Source organism: Flavobacterium sp. Root935, assembly GCF_001429295.1.
Taxonomy (GTDB): domain Bacteria; phylum Bacteroidota; class Bacteroidia; order Flavobacteriales; family Flavobacteriaceae; genus Flavobacterium.
Window position 1 is genome coordinate 1,246,229 of record NZ_LMJL01000012.1, and the last position, 18,668, is coordinate 1,264,896.

Annotated in this window: 21 protein-coding genes; 10 read left to right on the forward strand and 11 right to left on the reverse strand. The window is 33.4% G+C overall.

All coding sequences use genetic code 11. The annotated features are described in order from the left end of the window. Positions 1-19 precede the first annotated feature (19 nt). From ASE40_RS20080 to ASE40_RS20090, 3 genes are all read left to right on the forward strand, one after another. The gene (locus ASE40_RS20080) at positions 20-1,159 is read left to right on the forward strand and encodes a formylglycine-generating enzyme family protein (protein ID WP_057119160.1); all 1,140 of its coding nucleotides are present in this window, start codon (positions 20-22) and stop codon (positions 1,157-1,159) included. A 118-nt stretch (positions 1,160-1,277) separates the two neighbouring features. Continuing rightward, positions 1,278-2,555 carry a peptidase T gene (pepT, locus tag ASE40_RS20085; RefSeq protein WP_057119162.1) on the forward strand — a complete coding sequence of 426 codons (1,278 nt, stop codon included), beginning with the start codon at positions 1,278-1,280 and terminating at the stop codon, positions 2,553-2,555. A 1-nt stretch (position 2,556) separates the two neighbouring features. Continuing rightward, a complete protein-coding gene (locus ASE40_RS20090; RefSeq protein ID WP_057119164.1) occupies positions 2,557-3,144 on the forward strand; it encodes a YdeI/OmpD-associated family protein in 588 nt (195 codons plus the stop codon). A 256-nt stretch (positions 3,145-3,400) separates the two neighbouring features. Here the strand turns inward: ASE40_RS20090 and yajC are convergent, their stop codons facing one another. The 3 genes from yajC to ASE40_RS20105 all read right to left on the reverse strand — a co-directional run bounded on the left by yajC (position 3,401) and on the right by ASE40_RS20105 (position 6,091). Then, positions 3,401-3,676: a preprotein translocase subunit YajC gene (yajC, locus tag ASE40_RS20095; protein WP_057119167.1), complete on the reverse strand. Its 276-nt coding sequence runs from the start codon at positions 3,674-3,676 to the stop codon at positions 3,401-3,403. Between the two features lie 112 nt (positions 3,677-3,788). Continuing rightward, on the reverse strand, positions 3,789-4,700 hold the full coding sequence (nusB, locus tag ASE40_RS20100) for a transcription antitermination factor NusB (protein WP_057119867.1): 912 nt from the start codon (positions 4,698-4,700) through the stop codon (positions 3,789-3,791). 284 nt (positions 4,701-4,984) lie between these two features. After that, complete coding sequence (locus ASE40_RS20105) at positions 4,985-6,091, reverse strand: Glu/Leu/Phe/Val family dehydrogenase (protein WP_057119169.1); 1,107 nt, start codon at positions 6,089-6,091, stop codon at positions 4,985-4,987. 204 nt (positions 6,092-6,295) lie between these two features. Here ASE40_RS20105 and ASE40_RS20110 point away from each other — a divergent pair, with 204 nt between their 5' ends. The 4 genes from ASE40_RS20110 to ASE40_RS20125 all read left to right on the forward strand — a co-directional run bounded on the left by ASE40_RS20110 (position 6,296) and on the right by ASE40_RS20125 (position 10,080). Further along, the gene (locus ASE40_RS20110) at positions 6,296-8,074 is read left to right on the forward strand and encodes an ABC transporter ATP-binding protein (RefSeq protein ID WP_057119171.1); all 1,779 of its coding nucleotides are present in this window, start codon (positions 6,296-6,298) and stop codon (positions 8,072-8,074) included. Between the two features lie 68 nt (positions 8,075-8,142). Then, positions 8,143-8,511 (forward strand): PUR family DNA/RNA-binding protein, encoded by a 369-nt coding sequence (locus ASE40_RS20115; RefSeq protein WP_057119174.1) that lies wholly within the window; start codon positions 8,143-8,145, stop codon positions 8,509-8,511. 174 nt (positions 8,512-8,685) lie between these two features. Then, positions 8,686-9,510 (forward strand): alpha/beta hydrolase, encoded by an 825-nt coding sequence (locus ASE40_RS20120; RefSeq protein WP_057119176.1) that lies wholly within the window; start codon positions 8,686-8,688, stop codon positions 9,508-9,510. 21 nt (positions 9,511-9,531) lie between these two features. Then, positions 9,532-10,080: an RBBP9/YdeN family alpha/beta hydrolase gene (locus ASE40_RS20125; protein WP_057119178.1), complete on the forward strand. Its 549-nt coding sequence runs from the start codon at positions 9,532-9,534 to the stop codon at positions 10,078-10,080. 162 nt (positions 10,081-10,242) lie between these two features. Here the strand turns inward: ASE40_RS20125 and ASE40_RS20130 are convergent, their stop codons facing one another. Further along, positions 10,243-10,578 carry a tRNA-binding protein gene (locus ASE40_RS20130; protein WP_057119181.1) on the reverse strand — a complete coding sequence of 112 codons (336 nt, stop codon included), beginning with the start codon at positions 10,576-10,578 and terminating at the stop codon, positions 10,243-10,245. 129 nt (positions 10,579-10,707) lie between these two features. On the opposite strand from ASE40_RS20130, the gene ASE40_RS20135 reads away from it, so the two are divergent. From ASE40_RS20135 to ASE40_RS20145, 3 genes are all read left to right on the forward strand, one after another. Beyond that, positions 10,708-11,601, forward strand: a complete 894-nt coding sequence (locus ASE40_RS20135; RefSeq protein ID WP_082586843.1) for an alpha/beta fold hydrolase — start codon at positions 10,708-10,710, stop codon at positions 11,599-11,601. 128 nt (positions 11,602-11,729) lie between these two features. After that, positions 11,730-12,284, forward strand: coding sequence for a thioredoxin family protein (locus ASE40_RS20140; RefSeq protein ID WP_057119182.1), 555 nt, complete (start codon positions 11,730-11,732; stop codon positions 12,282-12,284). Positions 12,285-12,648: 364 nt separating this feature from the next. After that, the gene (locus tag ASE40_RS20145; RefSeq protein WP_057119184.1) at positions 12,649-13,044 is read left to right on the forward strand and encodes a GreA/GreB family elongation factor; all 396 of its coding nucleotides are present in this window, start codon (positions 12,649-12,651) and stop codon (positions 13,042-13,044) included. Positions 13,045-13,152: 108 nt separating this feature from the next. Here ASE40_RS20145 and ASE40_RS20150 read toward each other — a convergent pair whose 3' ends face one another. From ASE40_RS20150 to ASE40_RS20180, 7 genes are all read right to left on the reverse strand, one after another. Next, positions 13,153-13,476: a c-type cytochrome gene (locus ASE40_RS20150; RefSeq protein WP_057119869.1), complete on the reverse strand. Its 324-nt coding sequence runs from the start codon at positions 13,474-13,476 to the stop codon at positions 13,153-13,155. A gap of 91 nt (positions 13,477-13,567) precedes the next feature. Then, the gene (locus tag ASE40_RS20155; RefSeq protein WP_057119186.1) at positions 13,568-14,500 is read right to left on the reverse strand and encodes a peptidylprolyl isomerase; all 933 of its coding nucleotides are present in this window, start codon (positions 14,498-14,500) and stop codon (positions 13,568-13,570) included. Between the two features lie 67 nt (positions 14,501-14,567). After that, entirely contained in the window at positions 14,568-15,740 is a 1,173-nt protein-coding gene (locus ASE40_RS20160; RefSeq protein ID WP_057119188.1) for an MFS transporter, read from the reverse strand. Between the two features lie 170 nt (positions 15,741-15,910). Continuing rightward, positions 15,911-16,258, reverse strand: coding sequence for a cupin domain-containing protein (locus tag ASE40_RS20165; protein ID WP_057119190.1), 348 nt, complete (start codon positions 16,256-16,258; stop codon positions 15,911-15,913). A 48-nt stretch (positions 16,259-16,306) separates the two neighbouring features. Beyond that, positions 16,307-17,179 (reverse strand): sugar phosphate isomerase/epimerase family protein, encoded by an 873-nt coding sequence (locus ASE40_RS20170; protein ID WP_057119193.1) that lies wholly within the window; start codon positions 17,177-17,179, stop codon positions 16,307-16,309. Positions 17,180-17,199: 20 nt separating this feature from the next. Further along, entirely contained in the window at positions 17,200-18,120 is a 921-nt protein-coding gene (locus ASE40_RS20175; protein ID WP_057119194.1) for an archaemetzincin, read from the reverse strand. Positions 18,121-18,225: 105 nt separating this feature from the next. Further along, positions 18,226-18,588, reverse strand: a complete 363-nt coding sequence (locus ASE40_RS20180; protein WP_057119196.1) for a hypothetical protein — start codon at positions 18,586-18,588, stop codon at positions 18,226-18,228. Between the last annotated feature and the right edge of the window lie 80 nt (positions 18,589-18,668).

An 18,668-nucleotide genomic window follows, 5' to 3' on the forward strand; every position in this document is an offset into this window, starting at 1 on the left:
CAGATCAAAATCAATTACCATGAAAAATAAAACCTTTTGGATTTTTGCTGTCCTGACAATTTCTATTATTTCTCTTGCTTACGGTTATACCAAATTAATGGTGCCTAAAAAGGAAATAGCTGAAACTGCAGAATGTCATGAAATTCCAAACACTTCAGCACCCTCAGTATTTAAGCCAACTATCGAAAATAAAGATAAACCTGCAGGAAAAGCTCCAGAAGGTATGGTTTGGATTCCAGGCGGAGAATTCTCAATGGGAAGCAATGTCGAAGATGAAAGTTTATGTAGTATCAAAGGTGTAACGAAAGATGCAGCTCCTATTCACCGCGTATATGTTGATGGATATTATATGGATAAAACCGAAGTCACCAATGAAGAGTTCGAAAAATTTGTAAAAGCAACTGGTTATGTTACGGTTGCAGAGCAAAAACCAACCAAAGAAGAATTTCCTGGTGCGAATGAAAACGATCTTGTAACGGGTTCGGTTGTCTTTACACCTACTCCATCTGCTGTTAATTTAAATAATTTCCTGCAATGGTGGCGTTATGAGCCAGGTGCCGACTGGAGACATCCTGATGGTCCTCAAAGTACAATTAAAGGCAAAGAAAAATATCCTGTGGTACATGTAGTATACGAAGATGCAGCAGCTTATGCAAAATGGGCTGGAAAAAGACTTCCGACAGAAGCAGAATGGGAATTTGCTGCTAGAGGTGGTAAAACAGGAAATCTATATGCTTGGGGAAATGATTTAAAACCAAAGGGAAAATTTCAAGCTAATATATATCAAGGGCATTTCCCAATAAAAGATGGCGATACTGGCGAAGACGGATTTAAAGGAATTGCTCCTACCGCTCAATATGCACCAAATGCTTATGGCTTATATGATATGGCAGGAAATGTATGGGAATGGGTAAATGACTGGTATAGTGTTGACTATTACAAATCATTGGCCGATAGTGGCAAAACAGTAAAAAATCCGCAAGGACCTGATGCTTATAATGATCCAAATGATCCGACAGAAGTTAAACGAGTTCATCGAGGCGGTTCATTTTTATGTACCGACCAATATTGCACGCGATACATGGTTGGAACGAGAGGAAAAGGCGAAATAAGATCTGCGGCAAATCATGTGGGTTTTAGATGCGTCAAAAGCAAATAATCGTAAAAAAAACAAATGAAAGGGATTCTGCACAGAATCCCTTTTTTTATTAATTCAGATATGGAAAGCTAAATTATGCAGGAGAAAAATTTTCTATATTTGCTAAAAAATCAAAGAAATGCAACATATCATAGATCGTTTTATTAGTTATATAACAATTGATACAGAATCAGATCCAAATTCGCAAACAACGCCAAGTACTGAAAAGCAGTGGAATTTAGCCAATAAATTAGTTGAAGAACTAAAAACAATCGGACTTGAAGATGTAACTATTGATGATAAAGCGTATATCATGGCAACACTGCCTAGCAACGTAGATCACGAAGTTCCGACAATAGGTTTTGTTTCTCACTTTGATACTTCGCCAGATTTTAGCGGTGCCAATGTGAAGCCTCAAATTGTTGAAAATTATGATGGAAAAGATATTGTTTTGAATGCCGAGAAAAACATTGTTTTATCTCCAAATTATTTCAAAGATTTACTGCAATATAAAGGCCAAACCATTATTACAACTGACGGAACAACTCTTTTAGGTGCCGATGACAAAGCGGGAATTACAGAAATTGTTTCGGCAATGGAATATCTAATTCAGCATCCAGAAATTAAACACGGAAAAATCAGAATTGGATTTACTCCAGATGAAGAAATTGGACGCGGTGCGCATCATTTTGATGTAGAAAAATTCGGAGCGCAATGGGCTTATACAATGGATGGAAGTCAGATTGGCGAATTAGAATATGAAAATTTCAACGCAGCCGGAGCTAAAATTACTTTTAAAGGAAAAAGTGTTCATCCTGGTTATGCAAAAGGAAAAATGATCAATTCTATGCTTTTGGCAAATGAATTTATCAATGAACTTCCAAAGGGAGAAACGCCAGAAGAAACAAAAGGTTACGAAGGATTCTTTCACGTTCATCATATAAAAGGAAACATCGAAGAGACAGTTTTAGAATTGATTATACGTGATCACAATAAAAAGAAATTCGAAAAGCGAAAAGAGCTTATAGAGAAAATTGCCAAAAAAATCAATAAAAAATTTGCCAAGAAATTTGGTGAAGATATCGTAATTGCAGTCGTAAAAGATCAATATTACAATATGAAAGAAAAGGTTCTTCCAGTAAAACATATTGTTGATATTGCCGAAAAAGCGATGCGAGAATTAAATATCAAGCCGATCATCAAACCAATCCGAGGCGGAACTGACGGATCGCAATTATCTTTTATGGGATTACCTTGCCCAAATATTTTTGCGGGCGGACATAATTTCCACGGAAAATATGAATATGTTCCTGCCGAAAGCATTCAAAAAGCGACAGACGTTATCGTAAAAATTGCTGAGCTTACTGCAACTCCTGGAATTTTTGATGTAACTGAAAAACCTAAAAGAAAAAGATAAAGTGGAACCGAATTCTGATAAAAAGCACGTTTGGGACAAAGTCAATCAGTGGGAAGAAGAACTTCTTTTTCTTAAATCAATTATTGACAAAACTGAACTGGTCGAAACCATAAAATGGGGAGGACCTATTTATGTTTACAACAAAAAAAATGTTATCGGAATTGGAGGTTTTAAAAACTATTTTGCAATCTGGTTTTTAAACGGTGTTTTTCTGAAAGATGAGAAAAAGAGGTTGATCAATGCTCAGGAGGACAAAACAAAATCAATGCGTCAATGGCGTTTTACTTCGAAGGATGAAATAAACGAAAAAGAAGTCTTAGAATACATTCACGAAGCGATTGAAAACGAAAAGCAAGGAAAAGTTATTAAACCTTCAAAAAAAGAAGCAATTGTTTCTGAACTTTTAGATCAAGAAATGACAAAAAATCCAGCTTTAAAAGAAGCATTTGCCAAGTTTTCGCCCTATAAACAATATGAGTTTTTAGAATATATTGAAACGGCAAAACAAGAAAAAACAAAACTCGCAAGAATCGAAAAAGTGATTCCGATGATTTTGAATAATGTTGGATTGAATGATAAATACAGGTAAGTTAAATTTCAATACTTAAAATCCAAATTCCAAGTAATCAGAGACCTTTGTCAAAGTTTTAAACTTTGACAAAGGTTTTTTATGCGCAAAAATGTCATTGCGAGGAACGAAGCAACCTTACTAACAAAAGATAATTTTTGAAATAGCAAATGAGATTGCTTCGTTCCTCGCAATGACATGCAGCTCGTTAATTTGAAAACAAAAAAAATCCCAAACTCCTTTTGGAATTTGGGATTTAAAATATTGTAATTTAAAATTATGCTTTCTTATTCAAAGCAGCACTCAATTCAAGAGAAATAGCTGATCTCTCTAATTTTAATTTTCCAGACATTGTTTCGATTACAACTGTAGTTTCTGCTAATTCTGCAATTTTACCGTGGAAACCGCTTTTTGTAACTATTCTGTCACCTACTTTTAGGCTGCTTTCAAATTCTTTTTCGTTTTTAGCTCTCTTTTGTTGTGGTCTAATCATGAAGAAATAGATTACCACAAACATCAATAGAAATGGCGCAAATTGAGTTAATTGTCCCATAATTTAAATTTGTTTTTGATTTATTATTAATATCTTTTTTAATCTCTGTGACTTCGCTCAGAGAGACAAAGCCATTGGAATTTGGATTTTTCTTTTTGAAATTTCGTTGTTTTTACATCAACCCTCTTCCCACTTTTACCATCTTTTTATTGGCGGTAAGTTCCTTTACAAGGTTATCTAAAATTCCGTTGATAAAAATACTACTTTTTGGTGTAGAATACTCTTTTGCAATTTCTAAATATTCGTTAAGAGTTACTTTTACTGGAATTGAAGGGAATTTTAAAAATTCGCAAATTGCCATTTTTAAGATAATTGTATCAATCTCAGCAATACGATCACTGTCCCAGTTTGGCGTTTTATCTTCATATTCTTTTGCAAAAGCAGTTTCATTTAAAACAGTTCTTCTAAATAAATCTTTTGCAAAATCTTTATCTTCAACATCTTTGTACAATTTCGGAACTCTAAAATCGTCTGGATCTTCTGTTTTAATTGCCTTCAATTGTTTTACAATATGTGTATTTACAACCGGAATATCATCAACCCAAGTCAATTTATCGTCTTCTAAATACTCGTATAATTTTTCGTTTGGAACAATTACATTTTCGAACAAATCAATAATAAATTGTCTGTCTTCTTCGAATGTATTTACATTGTTACTCATGTAGTTTTTGTACAAATCGCTGGCTTTTACATCATTTAAAAGTAAAATGATATAATCATCGTTTAATGACCAGTTATTGATTTTACGATTTTCTAGAGCGATACTAAGAGAATTGCTTTCGGCAAGAAGTTGAAAAATTTTATTCTTTACAAACTTTTCATTCGGATTACGTTCTGCGGCAGTTGCCAGGTGTTTTTTACTTGAAAGATGCAAAAAGACAGCTTCTTTTTTGCAGATTTCTATCAATGAAGAAAGCATTATAAGATATAAGTCCTGAATATTATCAATACTATAAAAAAGAAATTTTTCTTCTTTTTCCATATTATCAGAACCGCTTTGGTGCATTGCATAAATGGATTGCATTACTTTAACGCGTATGTGTCTTCTATTTACCACCTTGTAAGAACATTTAAAAATTAGTCTGCAAAATTAGGAATTTCAATCCTGATATTAAAATAAATTCGTAAAAAAGTATTTAGCTTTAGTCGCGGTATTCAGTCGCGGTATTCAGTCGCAGTCTCAGTATTCAGCTAACTAATGAAGTCCTCAAAAAAAATGTAAACTGCGACTGCGGCTGAAAACTAAAAAAAAATCCCAGCTTCCAGAAAAACCTGAAAACTGAGACTGAGACTGTAAACTATAAAAAATTACTTCGCAGCGTTCTCGATTCTTCTTTGATCGATACGGTTTTGAGCAATTGTAAGAGCCGCTTTATGAGTTGTCATATTATTTTGAGCTGCAAAATCTATAATTTCTAAAGTAGTATTATAGATATTTTCAGTTTTACTCATAATTTCAGCTTTACCGTAATTTGCTAATTCAGCGTAAACATTGATAATTCCACCCGCGTTGATTAAGAAATCTGGAGCATATAAAATACCTCTTTCCTGCAATCTCGCACCGTGAACATTTTCGTCTGCTAATTGATTGTTGGCAGCACCAGCAATAACTTTAGCTTTAATTTTGTTTACTGTATTATCATTAATTGTTGCTCCCATTGCACACGGCGCGTAGATATCAACATCTGCTGTATATAAATCTTCGCCGGTATAAATTGTTGCATTGTATTTTGAAGCAACTTGATATAATTTTTCTTCATTAATATCAGTAATAGTTACCTGAGCACCTTCCTTAGTCAAATACTCCACCAATGTTTCACCCACGTGTCCAATTCCTTGAACCAAAACTTTTTTACCATCTAAAACATCAGTTCCAAACTGACTTTTAGCAGCAGCTTTCATTCCTAAATAAACTCCGTAAGCAGTTACAGGAGAAGGATTTCCAGACCCGCCTCTTTCTTCAGAGATACCAGTCACATAAGGCGTTACATCTCTTACAGTATCCATGTCTTTTGTTTCCATTCCGACATCTTCTGCAGTAATATATCTTCCGCTTAATGAATGTACAAATTCACCAAACTTACGCATCAATTCAGGTGTTTTTTGAGTTTTAGCATCGCCAATAATAACTGCTTTACCTCCACCAATATTAAGTCCAGTAATGGCAGATTTAAAAGTCATACCTCTTGAAAGACGTAAAACATCATTTAAAGCTTCCCATTCTGTGTTATAATTCCACATTCTAGTTCCTCCCAAAGCTGGACCCATAACCGAATTATGAATACCAATAATTGCTTTTAAACCTGTATCTTTGTCATTGCAAAATACAATTTGTTCGTGATCGTCAAAAGATAATTGACCAAAAACAGGATCCATTTTTTGAAGTTCCTTTCCAGTTGCGAAAGTTGCATCCATAGCGCTAGTATTAATTAGGTTAAAATTATGAATTTGTCAAAAAGACTTCTCAAACATAATTAAAAAATACACATGTGCTAATTTTTTATCTTTAAAATAACAATTTTACAATATAATTGTTTTGATTAAATTGCAATTTATTATAATTTTAATTAATAATAATTCACAAATTCAAATCAATTCTATATCATATTTCTTAAAAAAATGAAAGAATTAAGCTATTTAAACAAATATTTCATTAAGTATAAATACAGTTTTTCGCTGGGTATTTTAATCACCATAATCGCACAAATATTTTCGTTATTTACTCCAAAATTAATCAGTAAGTCTTTAAACGCTATTGAGAATTTTGACAAACTATCTCCAACAGACCAAAAATCAGAAGTCGTAATTGCAGCTTTTAGACAAGATCTGATTCATAACGTATTGCTAATCATAGCCACTACGATCGTAGCTGGATTTTTAACTTTTTTAATGCGCCAGACTTTAATTGTAATGTCACGCCATATTGAGTTTGATTTAAAAAATGAAGTTTTTAGACAATACGAAAATCTTTCTCAGACTTTTTACAAGCAAAACAGAACAGGAGATTTAATGAACCGAATAAGTGAAGACGTTTCTAAAGTTCGTATGTATGTCGGGCCGGCGGTTATGTATACTATTAATACATTTATTCGTTTCGCCATTGTTATACTATATATGTATAATGTTTCGCCGCTTCTTACCTTATATACTATATTACCGCTTCCTATACTTTCATATTGTATTTTTAAATTGAGTTCAGAAATCAATAAGCGAAGCACTACTTTTCAGCAATACTTATCAAAAGTTTCGAGTTTTACGCAGGAAATTTTTTCTGGAATTCGTGTCATCAAAGCTTATTCGTTAGAAAACCAGCATCAAAACAATATGGTAGACCTTGCGGAAGAAAGCAAACGCAAAAGTTTAAGCTTAGCGAGAGTCCAGTCTTTATTTGGTCCATTAATGATCGCCCTAATCGGAATCAGTAATTTGGTGGTAATCTATTTTGGAGGTGTAATGTATATTAACGGAACCATTCCGAATATCGGAACAATTGCCGAATTTATTTTATATGTAAATATGCTGACTTGGCCGGTTGCTTCTTTAGGATGGGTTTCGTCAATGGTGCAGGAAGCGGAAGCTTCTCAAAAACGTTTGAATGAATTTTTGAAAATCGAACCAGAAATTAAAAACAACAATGAAAATTCATCAGATATTCAAGGAACAATAACTTTCGATAATGTTTCTTTCACTTATCAAGACACGAATATTGAAGCTTTAAAAAATGTTTCATTTACGGTAAAAAAAGGAGAAACACTGGCCATTTTAGGAAAAACAGGTTCTGGAAAATCGACCATTCTTTCCTTAATTTCAAGATTGTATGATGTAACAGAAGGTGAACTTAGGATTGATGCAAACGAAATCAACACTTTAAATTTAAATGATTTAAGAAATAATATCGGAATTGTGCCTCAGGATGCTTTTCTGTTTTCAGATACTATTAAAAATAATATCAAATTCGGAAATCAAAATGCTACTGACGAAGAAGTATTCCAAGCTGCTAAAAATGCTGTTGTTCACGATAATATTATTGCATTTAACAAACAGTATGACACTATTTTAGGAGAAAGAGGAATTACGCTTTCGGGCGGACAAAAACAGCGTGTTTCTATTGCAAGAGCGATAATTAAGAACCCTGCCATTTTACTTTTCGACGATTGTTTGTCTGCCGTTGATACCGAAACAGAAGAAATGATTTTGAATAATTTGTTTGAAATTTCTAAAGATAAAACAACCATAATTGTAAGCCATCGTGTATCATCTGCAAAGAATGCAGACAAAATTATTATACTAGAAGATGGCCGCATCATTCAACAAGGTTCTCATAATCAATTAATAAATCAGGAAGGATATTACGCATCGTTATATTTAAAACAACTTTCGGAAAAAGAATTACTTTAATTGTTGCGTAATAGATAATTTTTTATGATTTTTGAGTACTATTAATTCCAAAAATGATAGAACGTATTATGAGAGAAAATGACATGTTAGAAAAAGAAGAGATTTTTTCTAAAGTATTACGAGCAGGAAGAAGAACTTATTTCTTTGATGTGAGAGCTACCAAAGCTGATGATTACTATATCACTATTACCGAAAGCAAAAAATTTACTGAGGAAGATGGTTCATTTCATTTCAAGAAACACAAAATTTACTTATACAAAGAAGATTTTAGTGCTTTTGCCGAAATACTAGAAGAAATGACATCTTATGTTTTGAACCACAAAGGCGAAGAAGTAATTTCTGAAAGACATCAAAAAGATTTTAAGAAAGAATACAGTTCTGAAAAATCTGAAAGCCAAAGATCTAGCTTTACAGATATTGATTTTGACGATATTTAATTCAAAATAAACTTTTTATAAAGTACGAGTCCAATTTGTTCTGCATTTTGGACTTTTTTTATATATTTATTTCATTGTGAAATGTGATTTGTAAAATGTGAAACGAAACAAACGAATTTCAAGATGTTTCTTTTTCACATATGACATTTTACCTAAAACTTCTAACAAACTAAAATGAAAAAATTAATTATCCTTCTAACTTTCTTTCTATACGGAATTTCATTGTCTGCACAGAATGTAGAATATGAAACCAAAAATAACATTCAATATTACAGTTCAGCAATAAATAAATCTGATAAATACATTAATGAAAGATGTGTTCTAGATATTTATTATCCTAAAAACAAAACCGGATTCGCAACTATCGTATGGTTTCACGGCGGTGGACTAACAGGCGGAAATAAAGAAATTCCAGAAGCCTTAAAAAATAAAGGTTTTGCAATTATTGGCGTAAATTACAGATTATCGCCAAAAGTAAAAGCAGCAAAAGCTATTGAAGATGCGGCAGCGGCGGTTGCTTGGACTTTTAATAATATATCAAATTATGGAGGTGACAAATCTCAGATTTTCGTTTCTGGACATTCTGCTGGAGGTTACTTAGGAATGATGATTGGTCTGGACAAAAAATGGCTGCAAAAAGAAAATATAGATGCTGATAAAATCGCCGGACTTATTCCGTTTAGCGGACAATGTATTACTCATTTTGAAATTAGAAGAGAAAATGGAATTCCAGAAAAACAGCCAACTATTGATGCTTTTGCACCTTTATACCACGTTCGTGCCGACGCTCCGCCAATGTTGCTAATTACCGGAGATCGTGAATTAGAAATGCTGGGACGTTATGAAGAAAACGCCTATATGGCAAGAATGATGAAACTGGTGGGACACAAACAAACAAAACTTTATGAACTAGACGGTTACGGCCACGGAATGACTGAACCTGGTTTTCCGCTTTTAGTTAATGAAGTAAACCGTATTATAAAAGAAACTAAAAAATAATCACTAAATAAATCCACGGCAATGGAGACACAACTATTAATTATTCCAGGTCTTGGCGATTCTGGAGAAAAACACTGGCAGACCTTTTGGCACGAAAAATTCGAAAACTCAATTCGTGTAGTCCAAGACAATTGGGACGAACCGATTCGAGAAGATTGGATTGCAAGATTAAACGAAAATATTTTAAAACTCGATAAACCTACAATATTAGTTGCACATAGTTTAGCAGTTTCACTGGTATTGCACTGGGCAGAAAAAAACAATAATCCAAATATAGTTGGAGCTTTTTTAGTCGCTCCTGCAGACGTAGATTCACCTCAACACACACCAGAATGCATCAGAAACTTTTCGCCAATTCCGCTCTACAAACTGCCTTTTCCATCTGTAGTTGTGGCCAGCGAAAATGATCCTTACGCTTCTTTTGAAAGAAAAAAGTACTTCGCCGAAAAATGGGGAAGCGATTTCGTAAACGTCGGTCATCAAGGCCACATCAACTCCGATTCTGATTTAAAATATTGGGAAGAAGGACAGTTGATTCTTAAAAAGCTTATTGAAAAAACAGAACTCTAATTTAACCGCAAAGCACGCAGAGATTTACACAAAGATCGCAAGGCTTTTTGAAAAGTTTTTGTCGATAAAGTTCACAAAACTTTGCGAACTTTAACCTTTTCCAAAAACACCACTTACAAAAAAACTTTGCGTGCTTTGCGGTAAAATATATTGAGTAAAAAACTACCCGATGCGCAATCCATTCGGTATTTTAAAATCGGGTGCTAATAAAATTACATCTCCCTCCTCGCCTACTGCACCAAGAACTAGGCATTCGCTCATAAATTTGCCAATTTGCTTTTTCGGAAAATTTACAACCGCAACAATCTGACGGTTTATTAAATCTTCTTTCTGGTATCTTTTGGTAATTTGTGCCGATGATTTTCTGATTCCAATTTCTGAACCAAAATCGATTGTTAATTGAAAAGCCGGTTTTCTTGCTTCGGGAAAATCATTTACTTCTACAATAGTTCCTACGCGCATATCGGTGCGTTCAAATTCGTTCCAAGTTAAATCCATAATAATTATTTAGCATTACAAACCTATTAATTTTGTAATTAATGTACCTAATTCTATAACCTATTTCTTTTACTTCCCCGCTAATTTTACGTAAAGAAAATTATTACAATCACGTAAAAAATATATAACATGGAACATACTGAACCAAATGCATGCATGTCAATTAAAGATTTTGAATCTAATTTAAAACAGGTTCATACAGATAAATATATAGAAACAGCACAAAATGTCAGACTCTATGTAAAAGATTATGGTCAGGGGAAACCAGTGATTCTTATTCATGGGTGGCCTCTTTCAAATGAAATGTGGGAATATCAAATCGATCATTTAGTACAAAATAATTATCGCGTTATTGCATATGACCGACGCGGCTTTGGTAAATCGTCTCAGCCTTGGGATGGTTATGATTATGATACTTTAACAGATGATCTTAAGGAAATTATTGAACAATTAGAATTAGAAAATGTGACACTTGTGGGCTTCTCTATGGGTGGCGGCGAGGTGGTGCGTTATTTCAGCCGTCATGGCGGCAAAGGAGTTATTAAAGCTGCTTTAATTTCGTCTATTATACCATTCTTATTGAAAACTCACGATAATCCAGACGGACATCCGAAAGAAAAAAGCGAAACTACTGCAGCAGCAATTAAAGAAGATCGTATTGGTTTTGTAGACAACTTCGGGAAAACATTCTTTGGAATAAATATCATCAACAAACCAATCAGTACACCATTGTTAGAATATTATAGAACACTATGTTCGCTTGCATCTCCCCGTGCTACATTAAAATGTGCGGAATCTTTTTCCTTTACCGATTTTAGAGATGAACTTGATTTTGTAAAGGTTCCAACTTTGATCATTCATGGAAATGATGACAAAATTGTTCCAATAGACCTTACTTCAAGGAAAGCAGCAGCAGGAATTGCTAATAATACTTTTATCGAATACGAAGGCGCTCCTCACGGTCTGTTTTACACAGAAAAAGAAAAACTAAATGAAGATTTACTTCAGTTTTTAAATTCATAAAAAAATATAAAAAAGCATCCAAAGAAGCAAGCTGATACAGCTAACTGCTTCTTTGGATATTTTTTTATTCTTGTGCTCTTTTATTTACAGAATTTTAAAGCTATTTTTGAAATTCTAATCTGCAAAAAATGGCACAAACTGCATCAGCAATGCTTCCTTTAGGAACTATTGCACCCAATTTTTATCTAAAAGACACCAATTCAAACGAGACTTTTTCATTTGAAGACCTAAAAGGGTCTAAAGGAACTTTGGTTATGTTTATATGCAACCATTGTCCATATGTGCTTTACTCTATTCCAGAAGTTGTAATGATTGCAAATGATTACCGTGTGCAGGGTATCGGAGTAATCGCTATTTCAAGCAATGATATTATTAAATATCCTGAGGATTCTCCAGAATTAATGACGGCTTTTGCTATGGAAAATAAAATTGACTTTCCGTATCTTTATGATGAGACTCAAGAAACCGCTAAAGCTTACAGTGCTGCCTGCACTCCTGACTTCTATTTATTTGACAACCAAGACAAATTATTTTACCGCGGACAGCTTGACGATTCTAGGCCGGGCAACGGAATTTCACTGAGCGGAAGCGACCTTAGAGGCGCAATAGATGCTTTAATTTACAACAGAAGTTTAAAAGAACCGCAAAAACCAAGTATTGGCTGTGGCATTAAATGGAAGTAAAACCTCACTAAATTCAAAAAGATTACCTATCTTTGCAGATCAATTTAATGATCCTTATGGGAAATAGAATACCATTTACAGCATCTGCCAAGTTGTTTTCCTTTTCTGGAGAACCACTTCCTGCTGTAATTATTTCGCATAACAAGGCCTTTATTTATTAGGCCTCCGTCTATTTCAGTTTTCTTCTTTCTGACGGAGGATTTACATCAAGCTTAAACATTTATTTATTTGACAAAAATCAATTTTGTTCAGATAACTTTTTGTTTTTCACAATAAAATTTAAATCATTTTTTTTAAAACTGAAGTAATCCATTTCAAAAAAGAAGAATAATTCGATTAGTATAACAATAAATTCAATATAGATATGAAACCAACACCCACTTTCTGTAAATCAGATTATCAATTTTTAAGAGAATTGATTTTAAAAAGTAAAAATTCAACAAATACCAAAGAAGCCAATCAACTTTCGCAAGAATTAGATCGTGCTGTAATAAGCAAAGAAAGCGAACTTGACAGTACCGTTATCAGGATCAATTCTTTTGTAACGATTGAAGATGTAAAAGCCAATAAACAAATGAAAATTCAAATCGTTTTACCTTCTGCTGCAGATGTAAAGCAATCTAAGATCTCAATTCTAGCTCCTTTAAGTGTTGCTATTATTGGTTTTAAAGAAAATGACCAAGTAGATTGGGAATTACCGGCAGGTATAAAAACTTTAAAAGTAATTGCTGTAGATAATTCGGCTGTGCATCATTCTTAACTTTTTAAACACCTCATTTTGTGAAGGTGTTTTTTTATATCTAATTGAAAACAAAAAAACGATTCAATAAATCATTGAATCGTTTTTTTTTATTTTTTGAAATACGAATTACAATTGAGAATCAATAAAATTAGTTATTGAAGCCATTTGCATATCATCAAGTTTCGCCTTTTTCTGCATTCTTACTAAAATTGGTTTCCACTCTTCTTTGCTAAATTGTTTTGGTTCGTACCATTTATGACATTTTGCACAATTGTTATCATACAATTGCTTTCCTTGTGCCAAAGCTGGATCTCCAAATACAAGATCTTTAGCAGATACTTCCTTTGAAGGAGGTGGTGGAGGTGGCGGAGGAGCTTCAGCCATTGATTGTTTAGCACCACACGCTACTAAAACTAAAACCGTTCCTGCCAAAATTAAAATTTTTCTCATTATAATGTTTTTTAGTAAATATAAAAAAAATCCCATACGCCACAGCGCATGGGATTATTATTTAAAACAATAGTAAATTGCTTCTAAAGTCTTATTTTACGTCCATTAATTCAACGTCAAAAATCAAGGTTGCGTTTGGCGGAATAACTCCTCCTGCACCTGATGGTCCGTATCCTAAATCAGATGGAATTACAAAACGAGCTTTGTCTCCAACTTGTAATAAAGCAATACCTTCGTCCCATCCTTCAATAACTTGTCCAATTCCTAATTTAAATTCGATTGGTTTTTTACGCGGGTAAGATGAATCAAAAACTTTTCCGTTTTCTAAAGATCCTTCGTAGTGAACAGAAACTGTTTTTCCAGCTTCAGCTCTCTTACCATCACCTTTTTGAATCATTTTGTAACGTAAACCGCTTTCTGTTTTATCAAAACCAGCAGCTAATTGTTCCATTTTTGCTTCAGATTCTGCTTTTAAAGCTGCTTCACGTTTTAGACGAGCACCTTTTAAACCAATAAAAGCTTCGATAGCATTCCATTTTTGAGCTTCTTCACCAACTCTGATGATTTCTACTGAATCCAGATTATCACCTTGAGCTACAGCGTCAACGATGTCTTGTCCTTCAACAACATAACCAAAAACACTGTGTTTTCCATCTAACCAAGGAGTTGGAACGTGAGTAATAAAAAATTGAGAACCATTGCTTCCAGGTCCAGAGTTTGCCATAGATAAAACTCCTGGGCGATCGTGTTTTAAAGTTGGGTGAAATTCATCATCAAATTTATAACCTGGATCTCCAGTTCCAGTTCCTTTAGGACATCCACCTTGAATCATGAAATCAGCAATTACTCTGTGGAATGTTAATCCGTCGTAGAATTTTTGTCCTTGAGGTTTAACTTTATTTTCCATATTACCTTCTGCAAGAGCTACAAAGTTCCCTACAGTTCCAGGTGTTAAATCGTGTGTTAGTTTTACTAAAATCGAACCTTTGCTAGTGTTGAATTTAGCGTATATTCCGTTTTCCATGTTGTTATTTTTAATTTGAACGCAAATTTACAAATTAATTTTTTAATCAATTTGTGCTTTTGCTTTTTTAGTCCCGACGTTTCGGGGTCGATTTATAAGTCAGTCCATAAACTGCCAATGAAATTAACGATAAAACCATACAGCCAATAGCGACAGCATGCCATCCTCCTAATTTCCATAATAATAATCCATATGCAGATCCTGCAGCAGTTCCTAAGAAACTGAAAGACATAAATACTGTATTCAATCTATTTCTAGCTTCTGGCAGAAGTGAATAAACTCTTGTTTGGTTTGAAATATGAACACCTTGGATTCCTATATCAATAAACACAATTCCAATCGCAATTCCGATTACACTTTCTATTGAAAAATAAAAAACCAAAAAGCTTATCAAGATCAGCAAACATCCATAACCCACTGCAATTCTTGAATTTCCTTTATCTCCAAGTTTACCAACCAAAGGCGCTGCCAATGCTCCAGATGCACCGACAATTCCGAATAATCCAATTGTCGCACTATTAAAGTGAAAAGGTTCTCCAGATAGCAGTAAAACCATTGTCGTCCAGAAAGCTCCAAACTGAGCAAAACTAAAAACATTAATTGCTGTTGCCTCACGCAAAACCGGCTGCGTTTTTATAAGTGTAAATAAGGATTTAATTAATTGGCCGTAAGTTCCTTGAAACTGTGGTTTATTAACTGGAAATTTACTTTGAATTACAAAAAAGATCAAAAGACAAATTCCTGCCGCGATATAAAACATTGATCTCCAACCTAGAACCTCTCCAATAAAACCGCTTAAAGTTCGCGAAAGCAAAATTCCAACCAAAAGACCACTCATAATTGTTCCAACAACTTTTCCGCGTTGTTCGGGAGCGCTCAAAGAAGCTGCTAAAGGCAGAATAAGCTGTGGTACAATAGATGTGATTCCGATTAGCAATGAAGCAATTTGTAAAATCAAAAAACTTTTTGCTGTTGCTGCAATCAATAATGCAATTACAGATGCAAAAGTGGTCATTAAAATCTGCCTTTTTCTCTCTATTTTATCACCAAGAGGAACCATAAAAAACAATCCAATAGCATAACCGGCCTGAGTTAAATACGTGATAGTTCCGGCGCTGGCTTCTGGAATTTTAAATTCGTTGGCAATTAAAACAATCAAAGGCTGGCAGTAGTAAAGATTTGCAACTATAAGACCAGTGCAAACTGCCATAAAAAGTACATTTGTTTTAGATAAATTCATGCTGCAAAAATACCATCAATATTTATAATTAAAGTTATTTTTTGATAAAATCTGTCTAAATCTGCGTCTTCGCGATATCAAATCCGTTTAATCAGCGTCAATTTTTAAGACACAAATGATTCAGATTCACTATCGCGAAAACGCTCATACTTACTGATTTTCTATTTAATCTATTTCAAGAAATCTTCTCTCGCTGGGCCAAAAACATCGGTAAGCATACCGCTTTCCAGACAAACCACTCCATGCACTGCGTGAGGCGGAATGTAAAAACTATCGCCTTCTTTTAAAGTTTCTGTTATCCCATTTATTGTAACATCAAATTTACCGCTTGCCACATAAGTGACTTGTGTATGATAATGATCATGCAAAACACCAATTCCTCCAGTTTCAAAATGCACATTTACGAGCATTACTCTATCATCATAAGCTAGGATTTTGCGTTTGATTCCTTCACCAACTACTTCCCATTCAATATCATCTCCTTTAATAAATTCTTTGCTTGTTCCTATGTTCTGCATAACTTTAAAATTGATTTTTTACAAAAATAAGCATTTTAACGAGTTGTTTTAAAGCAATTTTTCGGAAATGAAATCACAGCTTTTCTTAATAGAATCAAAAGAATTTACGGCAAAATTATTTTCTTGTTCCACAAAAAAATGAACCATTCCAGATTGTTTTGCTGCTGCAAACAATGGCTTAAAATCTATAGTTCCGTTACCAACTTCGGTGTTTAAATCATTATTATTTTTATCCTTATCTTTTACGTGCCACATTTTAAAACGTCCCGGATTTTCTTTAAACAACTTTAGAGGGTCATTTCCAGAATGAATGACCCAGTATAAATCTAATTCAAAACAAACTAAATCTTTATCGGTTTCATTTAATAAGATTTCAAAACCGGTTATACCGTCATGTTTTTGAAATTCAAAATCATGATTATGATATGCCAGTTTCAAACCTGCATTTTTACACATTACAGCTGCTTCATTTACTCGGGCAGCGATCTTTTTATAATCTGCTATATTTCTTCTAAAAGGTTCGTCGACCCACGGAATGGTTAAAAATTCACTTTTTAGAATTTTTGCTGCTTCTATTGAAGCTATTAGTTCTTCGGTATTTCCATCGTATAAAAAGCCCCCTAAATTATAATGGCCGCTTACTGCTTTAAGTCCATTATCATCCAAAATCTTTTTCAATTCTTTAGGCGTTAATCCCCAAAACTGATCTTTAATTGAAAAACCATATGTTTCGACAGTTGTAAATCCTGCTTTCGCTACTTTTTCTAAAGTTGCTTTTACATCTTTCGGAAGTTCTTCACGAAGTGTATACAATTGTAAACCTATTTCTTTTTTATTCATAGAAAATGCGAATGACGGCGAAGCCAGAACTGCTGTTGCAGCCAGACCCGTATTAATTATAAAATTTCTTCTAGTAATCATTTTTTAGTAAATCCGAATAATTATAAATTATTTTTTGTTGAAACAGCCTCAGCATCCTTTTTCATTGCCAAAAATTCGGGAGTCATATTATTTCGTTTAAAATAATCCTCTAAATCTGCCAGCCTCTTCCTGTCATCGTATTTTATACAAGAACTTAATTTTTGCTGACAGACAGAACATAATCGTATAGATTGTTTGTCTGTTTCGCTCATGCTGTTAGATCCATTCATTACACAATCGGCATTGATACAATGATGTAATCCAAACATATGACCTATTTCATGAGAACTTATTTTGATTAATCGAGACAAACAAACATTAAAATTTTCAGAAGTCAGTTCTCCATCCTGCAGTCTGTAAATTGAACTCACACCAACTTTGTCGCGGTAAGAAGCCAAACCAAAAACATAGTTCCATTCTGGTTTAGGATATAGATCAAGTTCTGAAAGTCCCATTAACGCAATTCTATTTGCAGGTTTTTCTTTCTTTAATACATCATCTAAAAGATAACCAGCCAACAATTGTTCGTGCCCAAACATCATTCTTCTTGCAGAATTTGGCACTACATCATTTGAAATGGGTTCTAGAGTTTTTGTTTTTAATTGAAAGAATATTGCTAAATATTCATTTAATAATTCAATTTGTTTCTTTTGTAAAGAATTAAAATTCCCAATTGGTCGTATATAAATAATATTTTCATCCTTTGTCGGAACGATATGTTTAGATAAAAAGTATTGTTCAAAAGTTTGTCCTTTTTCTTTGCGGGAAAACAGCCAATCCCCATAAACAGGTTTTCCTAGTTTGACATCATTACCTTTGATCTGCGTAAAATATAATGCTGCTTTAGGAATATCTTTTCGGATCTCTTTTGCAGTATTTTTTAGTTTTTCCTTATTACAAGAACATAATAATATAAAAACAATAATAGCTATTTTTTTCATATACTTTTTGCTAAATATATTCAAAAAACAGCTACAATTTAAGTCAAATAAAAAATATTTTAACAATTTGATTCACCGTTAAAATATTTCAATTTTAGAATACCATCACTTCGAAGTTAACAATTTCATCCCTTCCATTTTTTGTGAGTCAATAGCCTGAGGAGGATAATTCTGTTTTTCTTGTCTTGTTGAAGTAACTTTACCTTCTTTATTTATATATATATAATTGTAAGTCCAATAATTTTGACCAGCTATTTTTGAACCATCAGAATTATCTTCATTCGTAAAAACCTGGTCCGCGTATACAAGAATTTGTCCTTCTTGATTATCAGCCAAAGTCCGCACAGGAGATCCCCAAGTTTTTATCAATTTCGCTTTGGTTTCTCCAACAGAATTATTCATTGCGTTTTTCGAACTTGAGCATGAAAGCTGCAAAAGTATTGCGGTAAACAGTATTAATTTTTTCATATAGATACGTTTTTGGAATTTGTAAAACTTTAATTATATAATTAGGTAGTGTAATGGTACTTAAAATTACAAAATAAAAA

Bases quoted from the DNA above. Each gene is read 5' to 3' on its own strand.
- ASE40_RS20080 (WP_057119160.1), top strand. From the start codon at position 20: ATGAAAAATAAAACCTTTTGGATTTTTGCTGTCCTGACAATTTCTATT.
- pepT (WP_057119162.1), top strand. From the start codon at position 1,278: ATGCAACATATCATAGATCGTTTTATTAGTTATATAACAATTGATACA.
- yajC (WP_057119167.1), bottom strand. From the start codon at position 3,676: ATGGGACAATTAACTCAATTTGCGCCATTTCTATTGATGTTTGTGGTA.
- nusB (WP_057119867.1), bottom strand. From the start codon at position 4,700: ATGCAATCCATTTATGCAATGCACCAAAGCGGTTCTGATAATATGGAA.
- ASE40_RS20105 (WP_057119169.1), bottom strand. From the start codon at position 6,091: ATGGATGCAACTTTCGCAACTGGAAAGGAACTTCAAAAAATGGATCCT.
- ASE40_RS20110 (WP_057119171.1), top strand. From the start codon at position 6,296: ATGAAAGAATTAAGCTATTTAAACAAATATTTCATTAAGTATAAATAC.
- ASE40_RS20115 (WP_057119174.1), top strand. From the start codon at position 8,143: ATGAGAGAAAATGACATGTTAGAAAAAGAAGAGATTTTTTCTAAAGTA.
- ASE40_RS20120 (WP_057119176.1), top strand. From the start codon at position 8,686: ATGAAAAAATTAATTATCCTTCTAACTTTCTTTCTATACGGAATTTCA.
- ASE40_RS20125 (WP_057119178.1), top strand. From the start codon at position 9,532: ATGGAGACACAACTATTAATTATTCCAGGTCTTGGCGATTCTGGAGAA.
- ASE40_RS20130 (WP_057119181.1), bottom strand. From the start codon at position 10,578: ATGGATTTAACTTGGAACGAATTTGAACGCACCGATATGCGCGTAGGA.
- ASE40_RS20135 (WP_082586843.1), top strand. From the start codon at position 10,708: ATGGAACATACTGAACCAAATGCATGCATGTCAATTAAAGATTTTGAA.
- ASE40_RS20140 (WP_057119182.1), top strand. From the start codon at position 11,730: ATGGCACAAACTGCATCAGCAATGCTTCCTTTAGGAACTATTGCACCC.
- ASE40_RS20145 (WP_057119184.1), top strand. From the start codon at position 12,649: ATGAAACCAACACCCACTTTCTGTAAATCAGATTATCAATTTTTAAGA.
- ASE40_RS20150 (WP_057119869.1), bottom strand. From the start codon at position 13,476: ATGAGAAAAATTTTAATTTTGGCAGGAACGGTTTTAGTTTTAGTAGCG.
- ASE40_RS20155 (WP_057119186.1), bottom strand. From the start codon at position 14,500: ATGGAAAACGGAATATACGCTAAATTCAACACTAGCAAAGGTTCGATT.
- ASE40_RS20160 (WP_057119188.1), bottom strand. From the start codon at position 15,740: ATGAATTTATCTAAAACAAATGTACTTTTTATGGCAGTTTGCACTGGT.
- ASE40_RS20165 (WP_057119190.1), bottom strand. From the start codon at position 16,258: ATGCAGAACATAGGAACAAGCAAAGAATTTATTAAAGGAGATGATATT.
- ASE40_RS20170 (WP_057119193.1), bottom strand. From the start codon at position 17,179: ATGATTACTAGAAGAAATTTTATAATTAATACGGGTCTGGCTGCAACA.
- ASE40_RS20175 (WP_057119194.1), bottom strand. From the start codon at position 18,120: ATGAAAAAAATAGCTATTATTGTTTTTATATTATTATGTTCTTGTAAT.
- ASE40_RS20180 (WP_057119196.1), bottom strand. From the start codon at position 18,588: ATGAAAAAATTAATACTGTTTACCGCAATACTTTTGCAGCTTTCATGC.